The organism is Rhodococcus sp. 1168, assembly GCF_002091955.1.
In the GTDB taxonomy this organism is placed as follows: Bacteria; Actinomycetota; Actinomycetes; order Mycobacteriales; family Mycobacteriaceae; genus Rhodococcoides.
Window position 1 is genome coordinate 452,575 of record NZ_MKKY01000091.1, and the last position, 13,810, is coordinate 466,384.

Annotated in this window: 13 protein-coding genes; 4 read left to right on the plus strand and 9 right to left on the minus strand. The window is 60.7% G+C overall.

The genetic code is table 11. The annotated features are described in order from the left end of the window. Positions 1–549: 549 nt before the first annotated feature. From BJI47_RS22955 to BJI47_RS22970, 4 genes are all read right to left on the minus strand, one after another. A complete protein-coding gene (locus BJI47_RS22955; RefSeq protein WP_088945849.1) occupies positions 550–1,110 on the minus strand; it encodes a recombinase family protein in 561 nt (186 codons plus the stop codon). 176 nt (positions 1,111–1,286) lie between these two features. Next, positions 1,287–2,285, minus strand: coding sequence for a TetR/AcrR family transcriptional regulator (locus BJI47_RS22960; protein WP_088945850.1), 999 nt, complete (start codon positions 2,283–2,285; stop codon positions 1,287–1,289). Positions 2,286–2,433: 148 nt separating this feature from the next. Beyond that, the gene (locus BJI47_RS22965) at positions 2,434–2,742 is read right to left on the minus strand and encodes a hypothetical protein (protein ID WP_254900759.1); all 309 of its coding nucleotides are present in this window, start codon (positions 2,740–2,742) and stop codon (positions 2,434–2,436) included. 330 nt (positions 2,743–3,072) lie between these two features. Next, a complete protein-coding gene (locus tag BJI47_RS22970; RefSeq protein ID WP_125458806.1) occupies positions 3,073–3,417 on the minus strand; it encodes a hypothetical protein in 345 nt (114 codons plus the stop codon). A gap of 118 nt (positions 3,418–3,535) precedes the next feature. Here BJI47_RS22970 and BJI47_RS22975 point away from each other — a divergent pair, with 118 nt between their 5' ends. After that, complete coding sequence (locus tag BJI47_RS22975; protein WP_254900760.1) at positions 3,536–4,951, plus strand: hypothetical protein; 1,416 nt, start codon at positions 3,536–3,538, stop codon at positions 4,949–4,951. Between the two features lie 1,110 nt (positions 4,952–6,061). Here BJI47_RS22975 and BJI47_RS23895 read toward each other — a convergent pair. Then, on the minus strand, positions 6,062–6,391 hold the full coding sequence (locus tag BJI47_RS23895) for a hypothetical protein (protein ID WP_125458807.1): 330 nt from the start codon (positions 6,389–6,391) through the stop codon (positions 6,062–6,064). 348 nt (positions 6,392–6,739) lie between these two features. On the opposite strand from BJI47_RS23895, the gene BJI47_RS22990 reads away from it, so the two are divergent. Beyond that, on the plus strand, positions 6,740–7,288 hold the full coding sequence (locus BJI47_RS22990) for a recombinase family protein (RefSeq protein WP_088945852.1): 549 nt from the start codon (positions 6,740–6,742) through the stop codon (positions 7,286–7,288). Between the two features lie 45 nt (positions 7,289–7,333). Here BJI47_RS22990 and BJI47_RS22995 read toward each other — a convergent pair whose 3' ends face one another. Further along, positions 7,334–7,636, minus strand: coding sequence for a hypothetical protein (locus BJI47_RS22995; protein WP_125458808.1), 303 nt, complete (start codon positions 7,634–7,636; stop codon positions 7,334–7,336). A 496-nt stretch (positions 7,637–8,132) separates the two neighbouring features. Between BJI47_RS22995 and BJI47_RS23000 the strand changes: the two genes are divergently transcribed. Further along, on the plus strand, positions 8,133–8,630 hold the full coding sequence (locus BJI47_RS23000) for a toll/interleukin-1 receptor domain-containing protein (protein ID WP_254900761.1): 498 nt from the start codon (positions 8,133–8,135) through the stop codon (positions 8,628–8,630). A 378-nt stretch (positions 8,631–9,008) separates the two neighbouring features. On the opposite strand, the gene BJI47_RS23005 is transcribed toward BJI47_RS23000, so the two are convergent. From BJI47_RS23005 to BJI47_RS23015, 3 genes are read right to left on the minus strand one after another with little or no spacing between them, the layout of a single operon-like run. Further along, the gene (locus tag BJI47_RS23005) at positions 9,009–10,235 is read right to left on the minus strand and encodes a TniQ family protein (protein WP_088945854.1); all 1,227 of its coding nucleotides are present in this window, start codon (positions 10,233–10,235) and stop codon (positions 9,009–9,011) included. Next, entirely contained in the window at positions 10,232–11,170 is a 939-nt protein-coding gene (locus BJI47_RS23010) for a TniB family NTP-binding protein (RefSeq protein WP_088945855.1), read from the minus strand. The genes BJI47_RS23005 and BJI47_RS23010 overlap by 4 nt, the downstream gene beginning before the upstream one ends. 7 nt (positions 11,171–11,177) lie before the next feature. Then, positions 11,178–12,821 (minus strand): Mu transposase C-terminal domain-containing protein, encoded by a 1,644-nt coding sequence (locus tag BJI47_RS23015; protein ID WP_368655918.1) that lies wholly within the window; start codon positions 12,819–12,821, stop codon positions 11,178–11,180. Positions 12,822–13,338: 517 nt separating this feature from the next. Between BJI47_RS23015 and BJI47_RS23020 the strand changes: the two genes are divergently transcribed. Next, the coding region (locus BJI47_RS23020; RefSeq protein WP_088945421.1) for a DinB family protein at positions 13,339–13,810 on the plus strand (472 nt) is incomplete at its 3' end.

Below are 13,810 nucleotides of genomic sequence, written 5' to 3' on the forward strand. Positions count from 1 at the left end.
TCCAACTGTCGAGCTGGTAACCAAATGACGGTAGAGAGTCGCCCGCCCGATGCCTAGGACTGATGCGATTTCTGTTTTCGGGAGTCCACTGCACGGATATCAGCAGTGGTGTGCACGGGCTACGGGTGTTGCGGTCGTGGTAGCGGTCGCTACCGGCGAGCTAGTCCGTCGCCTTAGGGTCGCCGCGTGAACTCGATGGTGTATCCGGACAGACCGTCGATCGACAGGCGATACTCGAGACCCTCGCGAATCGGGTCTCTGCCTGCGCCCACCGCTCCTCCGACGCCGTCAGCACGCCGGCCTCCACGATGTCCAGCTTGTCTGGGTCCATCACAAGCCTCCCAGTCACCGAGAACCGACCGCACGATCGTGCAGCGCACTTCTGACCTCTGAATTTCAGAAGCCAATGCACTCACCCACAAAACGCCTGCTAACAGTGCAGTCGTCTTCTGAATCTGACACCCATGTCACGCAGTTGTTGTCGGCATCCATTGCGTCTTCCTTCGTTCTGGCTTTCCCGGTTATGTGTTGCTGAGGCGAGCACGGCCTTTATGGGGTGAGGGTGCTCAGGTGACGGTAGAGGGTGGCTCTTCCGATGCCGAGGACTGATGCGATTTCGGTTTTGGGGGTGCCGTCGTGGAGCATGCGGGTAATTTGGCGGGCTTTGGCTGCGTCGATTTTAGGTGGTTGTCCGCCGATGCGTCCGCGGGCTCGTGCGGCGGCGAGGCCGGCCATTGTTCGTTCTTTTACGAGGTCGCGTTCGAATGCGGCTAGGGATCCAAAGATGTTGTAGGTCAGTCGTCCTCCGATTGTGGAGGTGTCGATTCCTTCGGTGATGCTGCGGAGGGTTGCGCCTTTGGTTTCGATGAGGTTGACGGTGTCGATGAGGTGTCCGAGGTTTCGGCCTAGTCGGTCTAAACGCCAGATTGCGAGGACGTCGCCTTCGCGGAGGTTGTCGAGGAGTTGTTGGAGTTGGGGTCGGTCTTTGTCGGCTCCGGATGCGACTTCTTCCCAGATGCGGAAGCAGCCGGCGGTTGTCAGTGCGTCTCTCTGCAGGTTCAGTGATTGGTCGGTGGTTGAGACTCGGCAGTATCCCAGGATGGCGCTCACGGGGTTGACTGTCTCAGAAAGGGCGGGCGGGGCACAGTGGGCACTCTGGAGGGTGAGACGGGTTTCTGAGACACATCACAGGTTGATAACAAATCGGTTTTCGTGTCAGTTTCAGAAGACGGCTGCACGCTGTCAGAAGTGCACTGCACAAACTCCTCCAACTGCCCCCTCGGACACTATGCGGGGCGCGCGGTCGTCGCGGGTGCGAGGTACTGCGGCGTTGCCATCGCAGCGAAGACGGTCTCAACCGACTCCGACAGCCGGGTTTTCAGCGTCGGAGATTCATGCCCGCCGGGTACGCCTTCGGTGAGGTAGAGGTGGAAGTGGCCGACGATGGCGGCGGTGAGGGCCCGCACCATCGTGTCGGCGCTGAACTCTGGTCGGATGCATCCGAGGTCCGTAGCTTTGGCGGCGAGTTCTCGCAGTGCGCTCTCCCACACCCGACTGGGGCGTCGGGTGCGTAATCGTGGTTCGAGAGCGAGGTATGTTTCCGCCCGTACGAGTGGTTGGGCGGTGTGCTCGTCGGCGATAGCGTCGACGAGGCAGGCGATGGCGTCGAGCGGGTGCGCGGACTCAGCGGTCCGCCAGCGTTCGGCGATGGCGGTGTAGAGCTGCTCAGCGTCGGTAAGGACGCCGTCTGCGAGCTCTGCTTTGCAGCTGAAATGAAAGTACATCGCCCCTTTGCTGCAGTCGGCGCGGTCGAGGATGATATTGAGCGAGGCTGCGGTGTAACCGTGGGTAGTGAATTCGCGTGCAGCTGCAGCTACGAGCGCGGCCCGGGTTCGTGTTGCCCGGGGTTGCAGCCGTTTCCCCGATGAAGAGTCCCAGTCCGAATCCGTCGACCAGTCGGAGGATGCCGGCCGAGCGTGGTGCGGCCACCCGTGCTGCGGTGCCGGTGAACGGTGATCGTCGTAGCCCACCGCATCGAGTACGTCCTGTAGGGACTTGATGTCAGCGCTCAGGGCCCGTGCCGCCGAGCCTGGTGTCCATTCCATGGCGAGTTCGAGACGGCCCAACGCAGCCGACGTCAAGACACCGTACCCGGTTTCAATCTTGGCCATCGTCGGCGCCGACGGTCCACCGAGCGTAGGTACGTCTGTCCGGGCCAGTCCGAGGTCGATTCGGCGTCGTTGCACCGCGAGCGCGAACCAGGCCGTGTTGCGCAGGTTCGCCACGGGGACCCCTTTCGGGCGTGAGGTCGATCGAAGGACAGCGGTGAGCGGCGACCGGTGGAGGGTCGGCGCTCACCGCTGGCAATGGGTCCCTGGATTATGCCCGTTCAGCGGCCGATGTCGGTCAGACGACGTAGGCGCCTGTGGAGGGTTACCAGTAGATGGTTCCGCCCAGGAAGGTGCTGTACTTGCTGCCATCGGGGTTGGTGACCTCGGCTGCGGTGGGAAACGAAAGCGCGCTCTGCGCGGCGCCGAGGGAGTTGTATAGGTCTTTGATCTCTCCGCACACCTGATACGGGGATGGCCAGTAGGACTGGCAATCAGCGGCGACGGTAATGACCGTGCTTGATCCGGTGTCCGGTGCGGCCTGTGCCGTAGCCATCGCTGCGAGTGCGGAACCGCCGACAACACCTGCAACTAGCAGGCCACGGATACCGGCGGTGAGGGTCGATCGAATCATGAACAAGTCCGTGCTCTCGGAGGGGTAGAGGGTGACGTGCCTGTAGCAACCGTTGGGTCGGTGTTTACCTGCGACGACCTGCCAGCAGTACTTCAGCGACGGTAGCAGGCAGCGCGTGGCATTCGGACAGTGAATTATTGAAATGATCCGCCACACGCACGTTGCTCGACTTAGTTTGCTAAGCAACGTTTCTCGGGTGCCAAACGTGTCCATTCCTTGACGAATGCTACGGACAGGCCACTTGGTCTGTTAATTCCGACCAGATGCAACCGTTCAGTTTGTTTGGGGCGTTTGTGTTTACTGTCCCTGTTGTGAACGTGTGGGATTTGATTAAGGATGCTGGAAGCGGCCCATCGGGGCACCGCTCCATGCGAGATAAAGGAAATCCATGACGATTTCGTTCAGACCTCTGCGGCCACCACGCCGTCGAACCCGTTCAGCGACAAAGTCGTTGTTCACCGCGGGCACGGTGGCACTGTTCTTGGTATCCGGTACCGCTGGTGCGTTGGCCCAGCCGGCGCCGACACCATCCGCAGCTCGGGACACGGTACCGGCGCAGCGTGCACCGGCCACCGTGGATCCGTGCTCGACGCCGACCACCACAGCGCCTACGACCACAACGACAGCTCCACCGACCACAACCACCACGGTGGCTCCGACGCCGTCGTGCGACACCGTCCCCGCAGTTCCCGAGGCGACGACCTCTGCTGTGGTCCCGCCAGTCGCCCCAACGCTGCCCGCACAGGCCCCGGCCCCCGCGCAGGAAAGCCCGGCTCCCGAACCGACTCCGGCGTTGGCCGATGCGCCGCTCCCGGCAGAACCGTCCGCCGTTGAACCGGTCGAACCGGAGGACGACGACTTATCGTCCAAGACCGCCGAGCCCGATCCGGACTGGGCACCGACCGAAGACCCCAGCGCAACCGTCGTGCCCGGTGAAATGCGCTCGGACCGTGAAGGGATCCCTGCGCCGTTCACCAAGGAAGATGCGGACAAGGCCGAAACCATGGAAGCCCGCCAGCGCATGTCCCGTGCTGCCGCAGGCTGCCAGACCTATTGGCCATCGCCTTACGAGGTGTGCGGTGTCATCCGCGACAAGTACAACTCACTCGGTGGACCCGCCAGCTTCCTCTCCTTCCCCAACTCCCCCGAGTACACCAACCCCGACGGCTACGGCAAACGCACCCAATTCCTCAACGGACCCATCTACTGGTCCGCGGCGACCGGCGCACACCCCGTCGTCAACAGCTTCCTCAATCGCTGGCAACTCAACGGCTACGAAGCCGGGCGACTCAAATACCCGACCACCGACGAGATCGTCCTCCCAGACGGCGGACGCCGACAAGAATTCCAGCAGGGCGTCATCTACGTCGCCTTCCAGAACGCCGTCGGATCCGCCCTCATCAACGGGCCCCTGCGCGACAAATACAACTCCGTCGGCGGCCTCACGCCGGGCACCAGTTTCCTCGGCTACCTCATTCAGGATCAGATCGCGCCGCTTCCGGACGGCCAAGGACAGATGGCTCGCTTCCAAAACGGCGTCATCTACTACCACCCCACGTATGGAGCACATCCGGTCAGTGGAACAATCCTTAATTCGTGGGCATTGGGCGGGTATGAATCGGGTACTTGGGGCTACCCCGGTTCTGACGAATACAACGAAAACGGGGAACCGGCACAGGTATTCCAGAATCATGTCGTGAACGTCGAAACACAATATGCTTCGGACCCCGCTGATCCCAATGGGCAGCCCTTGGCGCGTCAGAGTGACGGTCGGGCCACGGTCACAAGCGACGGTCAGGTGCAGTTCTACGCTGGTGACAGCTATAGCCACTCACTGACCAGGGGCGTCTTCAACGCGCGCCGCGGCGTTGAGGACTCTCGCCTTCTCACCGCCTCATGGAACTTAACCCAGACATACATTCTGAGTAAAGCTGCTTATGGGTTTAACACCATGATGGATTGCAGTGGATACATGTACAACGCCGAAACAGGGAGATTCCTAATCCAGGACAATTCAGACAAGCATAAGAATGTTCCGATTGATTATCGCTACCACATTTCTCAAAGTAGACATGATGACAACACGGATTATCAGATGGTGTTGGGCTGCACCTTCGAAAATAAGACAAGGCAGCAGGCCGGTAGCGGCAACATTGGTTACGGCATAACCATTGCTCGATACGTCATGGGTTACGAGTTTCTGATCTGATCTACTCGATCTGACCATTGCCGACACCACTGCAGCGAGGATGATGAAGTTGATGACCGCCGTGATCACGGCGCCTACATTGACGAATGTCTCAGGGCTCGAGGTGATTTGCACCAGCCCGCAACTGCAAATTCCCTATCATCGCTGGCGAGTTGACAGAGCTAAAACATGTCAGCACATTTGCGTCTGAGGTGTAGGTAGATGCAGGGCTCCCGGTGACCCATGGGTTTGACCTACTCGGGACCGCATACGACCGAAGGTAGCCGCACTCGACGTGCGGGTACCTTCGGTCGCGCACCGTTGGGTATCACACGAACGCTCGGCGTCGCCTGAGTCGTGCTGGTGAAGTGAATTGCGACTATCGGTCTTCATGACCCGCCGCCGCGTATCTTAACCCGAGCCTGCGTCTACTTTGCTGGAACGCAGTTGACCTAGCTCAGACGGCGATACCCCCACGACAACATACATGGCCCGTGGCTCGTCCTGGTTCTCCTGCCGCACGCCTAAATCGACATGAAGCACCAAAACGGGCACGCAATCAAAATTCGGAATACGTGGAAATAATTTTTCGGCTAAGACGACTCCTGATCCATAGTTCTGCTGAACGCATCAGTCCACAGGCCCGAATAAGGAAGCTCTCCGAACCTGTCGCTAGGCCATGGCATTACAACTCCGCCAACGCTATATTCAATTTCCCTTCTCGGCGGCATACGGCGTGGTTGCACATTAACGGCTCGGTAAATATAGTCGTCTTGTTGAATTTTCTCCCACCAAAACTCGACCTGCTCCCCGACCACAGCCGAACGATTGCGGTCGAACTGGCGAATTGACTCTCCTGATGTCAAAGGCGGGTACCGAAGCGCCCACAGATCGCTGTATTGGAACCAACACCCAGAGGGCGTGTCTGGTGACTCTATAACACCCCAACCCTCATCGACGGACCAAAAAGATACCAACCCTGAGCTTGCCATCCTTAAATTCTACTCGGCTTCAATGAACCGCCACGACCGCATTGCCTCATTCCGTCCAATGCAAAGCATCGGGACAGCGATTCGGCAGACCGATCAAATTATTTTACGAGCCCGATACAGCTTTCATTGTTGAAAACTACTACTCCTTAATAAGCGAAATGCCTGCAATAGCAGCACTAAATCCTACAGCGGCAGCCGTAACGCCCGCCACAACTGGAAATAGAAACCAAGGGGAAGTTGCAAGCTGACCGTCAGGAACCGGCGCAAGGTCAGTAAATGACGCGCCAGTTGTCAATAGGTTTGGCTCACCATCACTAGCAACAGGTCTCTCAAAATCTTGCTGTAAGACGTAGTAGGAATTCTTGGGAGACTCTGGCCGGACAAGTTCGTAGACGCCAGCGCAAATAAACCCCAGAAATGAACCAAAAGCTAGGGCCGCCAAAGTAATACGAAGTTTACTCTTGTTCATCTACAGGATAATACGCGCACAACGCGTCATGCATCACCGGGCCGGAAGCTTGTTATTCCCCAACTCGGAGGCAAGATCGAGCAACAGCGACGCTTTCGGTGCATACGGCGACGGGCGGATACATCAGACTTTATTCTAGCGATTTCGCTAGACCGCTGGGCGGGCAACTGACGTGCAGCTGCGTCTGGTTTCGCAGACCGAGTCAGGTCGCGTGTGTCGTAAACGATCGTTTTTGACCCATGCTGGTTTCGAGACGCCGTCGTCGAGCAGACCATGTGTCAAAAGTAGTGTTCAAAACTCCGAGCGGAAAATGGTTCATATCGTTGAGTTCTGACACACTCGGTGCTCATGGGCGAGCTTTTGGGGTACGCGAGGGTGTCGACGTCCGAGCAGAGTGTCGATGCGCAGAGAGACGCTCTGAGCGCCGCGGGGTATTCGCGGGTGTGGGTGGAGACGGCGAGTGGTGTCACGACGTCGCGGCCGGAGTTGTCGGACCTGTTCTCGCATCTGCGGGCGGGTGACACTTTAGTGGTGTGGCGACTCGATCGACTCGGGCGATCGCTCCCCCATCTTCTGCAGACCGTCGAGGATCTCGAATCGGATGATGTGGGGTTTCGATCGTTGACGGAGTCGATCGACACGACCACTTCGGGCGGCAAGCTGATCTACTCCATTTTCGGGGCGCTGGCGGAGTTCGAGCGCAACCTTATTCGCGAACGGACGCACCTCGGGTTGGCGGCCGCGCGGGCACAGGGCCGGACGGGCGGTCGGCCCCGCCAGATGTCGGAAGCGAAAGTGAAGCAGGCCAAGCGAATGCGCGCCGGTGGTATGTCGCTGACAGACATTCGCGACGTGGTGGGCGTCTCACGGTCGACGTTGTATCGCTATCTGAAATAGCCCGGAGCTGCTGTGCGCGCGGGTCGCACGCGAAGTGGCAGCGCGCTATTGCGAGGAGTGTCGGTCGGTTGAGCCTGGGTCGGACTCGATAGATATCGCGTTCACTGCTGCTCGTAGCCGCTGCGGGTCGACGACGTGGTCGGGATTGCTGACAAGGACCGCGCCGTCGCCGGTCCGGTGGGTGTGGATCCGGAATCCGCGAGCTTTCGCCTCTGCCCGTAGCTGCGATCGCCACGTGGTGAAGTCCAGACTTTCGACTGGGCCGCGGCGTATCACCAGCGCCCCCATTTCCTGGACTCGATTCAAAAGCTCACTGTCGGTGAGCGGGTGCCCCTCGTCGTCCATCATGGCCCGAGGTAACCACATTGAGGTGAAGCAACGGAATTAAACGGTGAACTCTGTTGCAAACCAAAACATTCAGAGTTGCCCAATCCGATCGCTATGGGCGCGTCCGAATTCGTGGTTCTTGCGGTTTCAAGGCGCGGGGTTTAAGCGTACGGTTTCGTCACCCTCCGCAGCTGGTCGCTGGTACGCATCGTTGGCGAGCAGCGGATTCCCGCAAACGTTTCTGGAACACGTCAACGAGCATGTACCCAAAAATGTCAGAGGCGCTGTCTATCATCAGTCCATGAGTGGATGCACAGCACCGTCACGGGGCCATCACACAGCGAGTGGGGCCGCCGCCTGCCCAGTACACGGTCGCAGCAGCGGCTACGGTTCTTACGCACCGAGGGCTTACTCTCCGCCGATCTACCAACCGCTTACCAGCTCTTTGGCCAGCGTAAGCAGCGGACGTGCATCAAGCGGCAGGACGCGGCCGAGCTGGTCGACAAGCAGCTCGTCCGTGACATACACGCCCGCCGAGGTGAAGTCACTGACTCCGGTGCGGCGCGTGGTCGAGATCCAGGCCTTGGCCCATCCTGAATACTTCGACGTTTTTCTCTGTCACGCCTGGGACGACCGGCGCGGCGCGGCTAAAGAACTTAGCGATTTGCTTGAGGCCAATGGAGTGTCGGTCTGGTTCAGTGAAAAGAATGTTGCACTCGGCGTGCCGCTCCTCCGCGCAATAGACAAGGGCCTTGCGAAATCTCGCGCCGGGATTGTACTGGTCACCCCTAACCTCCTGCAGCGCCTCAAGTCGGAAGGAATAGCCGACAAGGAGCTGTCGGAGCTCCTGGCGCGTGACCAGCTCATCCCCGTTGTGCACGAGACGACGTACGACGACTTGAGGGAAGTCAGCCCCTTGCTCGGCTCTCGCAGCGGCCTGAGCACCGCCGAAGAATCGATGGCAGAAATAGCAGACAAGATTGCAGAGCTCGTCGACGTGGAGGAACTGACATGAGTTCGGGGTGTCGCATGTCTCGGCGCGCAGATTCCGTAGTGACCCCCTGGCCTTGCCTGGCCTGGCCTGGCCTGCGAATACTTACATCGACATCCCGGTCGTGTTGCGACTTTCAATCGTTCGTGGGAGCGACACATCGCGCGATTGCCGCCAGAACCTACGGTCTGGTGGATCTATCAAGCGGACCCTCCAAACGGACGGTTTCAGCTTGCGTCGGTCAACGAGTGTTGTGCGAGTGACCCCGTTCTTCGCCGGGAAGGAAAATTCTCGTTGTTCACCGCACATAGACTGTGGGTGACTACGATTCCGGCCAAAAATCGGTCTTCTGGGCTGTCGACGCGTGTGCGTTGCGGGACGAGCCTCACCCCATCCGGAGAGCTACGTCGGCGGATGTTGCAACGGGATCCCGTGGTCGACGAACAGTTGCACCGTTTCATCCAGCTCCCTCGCTGTGCGGCATCCCCAGCGCAGGAAGTTGTACAACGACCTGGCTGATGTGGGATCGACGCGGGCTGCAGCGATGGCTGCCTCGGCCGCAGCGTGCACCTCGGCCCAAGCATCGCGCTCAGGTGCGGGATAGTACGAGCGTGTAGGAGCCGTTCCAGGATCGACCGGCTCGTACGGACGCGGGCACAGCAGAGATGCGTGCGCACCGCCCGCGTCGATCTCACCGTTCTCGATCATCGTGACGGCGGCAGCGGCGGCGCCGAGCACTTTCGCCTGCTCGTCCCCGCGCAGGCCTTCGAATGGCACCCGTGCGGTCCTCGGCGGCCGCGAGTAACCAGCGACCCTCCAGATCGCCACGAGTCTCGTGGCCCAGCGGCCCGTGCGGCACAAGGGCGTGGACACTTCGTCGACGACAGTGCGGAGAAGCCGAAACCAGACTGCGGCATGCACCCGGCCTGGGCGAAGGTCCACCCATCCCGTTGTCAGAGCCGCGGTGGTACGCCGATCCATTTCCGTGACCGCTGCGGGCACTGGAACGGGTGGCACTCGTTCGTCCGAACCGAACCGGACCTGATCCCAGAAGATTGCGTGGCCGGGGAGGACAGAACAGGGTTCGAGTCGACAGCGGTGGTCGAGGCAGCTGCTCAGCACCGAGGTTTGCTGCAGCAAACGCACTGTGATGTCGGCGGAGGATTCGAGGCTGTCGATGCATGTCGGGCATGCCCGGTTACCCATAGCGCTCACCCAGGGCAGCCATGCGTCGTCTGTGGGTGTCCGGCGTCGTCGATCCTCCATGCTCAGATCAGCTGGTAGCAGGATCGAGAACTGGTGGACGTAGGTATCGAAGTCGCAGCCGACCGGGTCCGTACTGTCGAGCAGCCACGGCGTCCACCCCGCCAACGTCATCAGCCGCAACCTCTCCACCGGGACCGCGCCCCGTCCGGCCAGCGCGGTCAATATCGGCTCGGCTGTGTAGCGGTCGAGGTCGCGTGCTGCGATGTCGAAGCCTGTGAGCAGGTGGGCGGGGTTGGTCAGCGAGTACACCTCGCACGTGCGGCTCAGCCACGACGTCAACGATTCGCCGGGCCGTGGCGCCGGGTGTAGCGGCCGCGGGCGAATACGGTCATCCCCGCATTCCGTTCTTGGCCGTGCTGTCACGCCAAGTGGCGTTCGAATCGGCGACGCCGCTCGGTGGGCCCTACGTACGGAGTGCGCGCGAGGACTGAGGAGTTGATTGCTTCTTCTCCGTTGTCGACGGCGGTGACAGCGGCGGCCGTGAGCAAAGTTGCCAGTTCGCCGATGGTGCCCTCGCAGCGGGTGAGAAGGTAGTCGGTCATCTCCGGGGATGTCAGGTGCGAGGGTTTGCGGAGGGGAAAGCTCGCGGTGAAGCTGGCCAGCAGCAATCTGGTGTTGGTGGTGTTAGACCATGTCGGCAGGGTCATCGGGTGGAAGCGGTTTTCCAGTTGGGGGTCGGTGCGGATGGCGAGGTAGGCGTCGCGGGTTCCGACGCCTACGAGTGGGATGCGGAGTTCGTTGCCGAGGAAGCGCAACACGTTGAGAAATTCGCGGCGGACGTTGTCGCGGCCGGCGAGAACATTGTGGAGCTCGTCGATGATCAGCATGCGTACGCCGGTGGCGCGAAGCAGCGTCAACGCTTGCTGTTCGAGTTCGTGGACCCGATTGCGTGGACGGGTCGGTGTTCCCAACGCGGTATGCAGTGCGAGGTAGAACCGACCAGGCGAGGGGTCTGGGGGCATCTGCATGCACAACACCGGGATTTGCTCTCGGTCTGACAAGCTAGCCGCTGGGTGCGTGCGCCGAAATTTTTCGATGATCATCGACTTGCCGTTGTTTGTCGGACCGAGCAACAGCAGGTTCGGCATCCGTTGCCGGTCCGGCCAAGCAAGCAATGTCTCCAACTGGTCGAGGACGGCGCGGGCCTGCGGATACCCGATCCACCTCTCGGACCGGATCATCCTGATTCGGTCCGGCCCGTCGAGGGCCGCGAGCGGGCGGACCGCTTCCCTCAGGTGACCTAGAACCGCATCGGGTACCTCTGCCGGTTCAGTGTCGCTCGTCGGGCTGGACGTCATGAGGGCCTCACCATTCCTCGATGTCACTGAACACCGGCACTACGTTTGCGCCGTCCATTGGCCGGTTGTCCGGCGGGTGCACCACGGGCCCCGGTACATCCGCGGTATCGGTGAAGTGCGCGCGACGCGCGCGGTTGCGGCGAGCTCTGCGGGTGGCTTTCTGCGACCGGTCGGCGATCTCGCGCATCTGCTCGATCGTCGCAAACAGTGCACTCTCGTCGACGTTCGACTGTCCCTGCTCACGAAGCCTTGTGGTGGCAGCTCTGTGCTCCCACAGGGTCACCGCTGGGTGTGACATCGTCCGATACGGCACCTCGACATACCCGACGCCGTCGGGTTCGAGGACCCAGATTCTGCTCAAATCGCGTGGGTCACGCCGAATGATGAACCGTCCCAGGTGCTCTCTTCGTGCGATCCACGGTTTGAGCGTGTTGGAGAAGTAGTGCACGTGATCGAGGACGAACCCGGTGCGGGTCAACCGTCGCCGGATGACGGGAAGAAAGTCCACCAAGAAGGCAGTCTCGCCGAGCACTGTGAGAGGGGCGCGACCGTCTGCGGCGACTCCGCTGTCCCACATCGCTGCCGGGGTGCGCCCGAGCCCCGAATGGACGGCTCCGTGATACGAGGAGACGGCCAACACTAGCCAGCGCTCCAACTCGCGCAATGTCAACGCCGCGTGCTTGTCCGAGTCGTAACTTCCTCGGTCCGCTGGATTCGAGAAGGTGGTCCCAGGCAGCTCGTGCACAGCCGTCATGGCCGTTCCGATAATGCGCTCGACGATCCCGCCGTAGTGCGGCCGGCCAGGCGGACGGTACTCGAGGGCGATCGCATGCTGGGCGCATCCGCGGCGCAGCGCTTCGCCTTTGAACTCGGCGGCGTTGTCGAGATATAACTGCTTGGGCTTACCGGCCATCGGCCACTGCACCTGCTCGGCCAGCTCGCATGCCTCCAGCCACGTCTGTTTCTCGCTGCACACACGTCCGAGGCACAGTCCGACCGACACCGCCGACGGCGGCTCCAAGGTGACGACGAACCCAAGAACCGAACGGCTGCAAACATCGATGGCGATCGTCAGATAGGGGCGACCGATCGGCTGGCGTTCGTACTCTTCGACGATCATCACATCGACAACGGTGTGATCGATCTGAACCTGATCGAGGATGCCTGTGACCGGCGGTGAAACGTCGCCGGCGGACTGACGCGGGCGGGCTGCGTCCGGTCCGCCGCGTGAGCGAGCCACTGATGCCGGATGCAATGCAGTGATGCGCGCGTTGACGGTGTTCCGGGCTGGCACAGGCAGACCAGCGCGGTGGCAGGCCAGCGCGATTCGTCGATGCAGAGCAGCAACACTGAGCTTTTGACGGTGCAGGAAGTACCGGGCGATGTGATCGCCAATGATCTCTTCGACTTCGGCGGGCAACCGGCCACTGCCTCGACCACCCGGTGACACGTGTGTTAGCAGGTCAGTAACCGTACCCGCCCCGTTCCGAAGCCTGGCGAGCAACGAGTAGACGTGTCGCCGCGACAGCCCCAATTGCTGCCCTACATCATCGATCATTTCCAGACGCACTGGATGCGTTTCCGACATCGGTGCCAACACGGCGAATCGAGCCTCGGCCCGTGCCCACCGCTCCCCTGACGCCGTCAGCACACCGGTCTCCACGACATCGAGCTTGTCCGGGTCCACCACAAGCCTCCCCGCCACCGAAAGCTTCGCGTGACCGTGCACCGCACTTCTGACATCAGAATGTCAGAAGACGAGTGCACTCACCTACGAAACGCCTGCAATCAGCGCAGTCGTCTTCTGAAACCGACAAATCAATTTGGCCTTGGGGTGTCTCGATAGACGATCGTCAAAACGCACATTCGTAGCCGCAGGAGGCAGCTCAGGCTTTGCTTGAAGTTCGACCGAAAGACGGCCCACCGAACAGCTTGAGCGCTAAGCTTCGGCTCTCCACCGATCAGCATGACGTTGCGGTGTTGATATTGCGCCCCGTCTCACTTCTGGTGATGCGCCGCTCGCTTCGAACCACTCCGACCGCCCCCTCAACAGCGCCTTTGGTATCGGCGCCTCCACTTGTCGGCGGATTTCCCCTCACTGGTCAGCGGTCACACCTCGCCCTCACCCAACGCAAGCCCCACACATAGCCGGAAGGAACAAAAAAACAATGCAGGACAACATGATTACACTCGGCGCCGATCGATCCATCATCGACAGCATGCTCGACCACAACCGACGAGCACTGATCGACACCGTGCAGGGCGTGTCCGAGATTGATGCCCGCAGACAATTGGTTCCGTCGTTGACAACGCCGATAACCTTGATCAAGCACGCGGCGGCCGCGGAACGGATTTGGTTCCAAAGGCATTGGGCCGGACTCAGTGAATCCGAATGCGACGGCTACTCGCGCCGTGACGAAGGCACCTTCACCGTCAGCGACCACGAGACGCTGGTAGAGGTCATTGCCGAGTTCGAACGAGCCAGCAGTAAATCACGCCGAATCGCCTTACGTTTCGGCCTGGACGAGACCATCGACCTTCCTGTCGAGGGCACTGTTTCCATGCGATGGACACTGCTTCTGATGATTCAAGAATTCGCCAGACATGCCGGTCACGGCGACATCCTCCGCGAGCAGATCG

Coding starts and splice junctions, on each gene's coding strand:
- BJI47_RS22965 (WP_254900759.1), bottom strand. CDS start 2,742: ATGATTCGATCGACCCTCACCGCCGGTATCCGTGGCCTGCTAGTTGCA.
- BJI47_RS23895 (WP_125458807.1), bottom strand. CDS start 6,391: ATGAACAAGAGTAAACTTCGTATTACTTTGGCGGCCCTAGCTTTTGGT.
- BJI47_RS22990 (WP_088945852.1), top strand. CDS start 6,740: ATGGGCGAGCTTTTGGGGTACGCGAGGGTGTCGACGTCCGAGCAGAGT.
- BJI47_RS22995 (WP_125458808.1), bottom strand. CDS start 7,636: ATGATGGACGACGAGGGGCACCCGCTCACCGACAGTGAGCTTTTGAAT.
- BJI47_RS23010 (WP_088945855.1), bottom strand. CDS start 11,170: ATGACGTCCAGCCCGACGAGCGACACTGAACCGGCAGAGGTACCCGAT.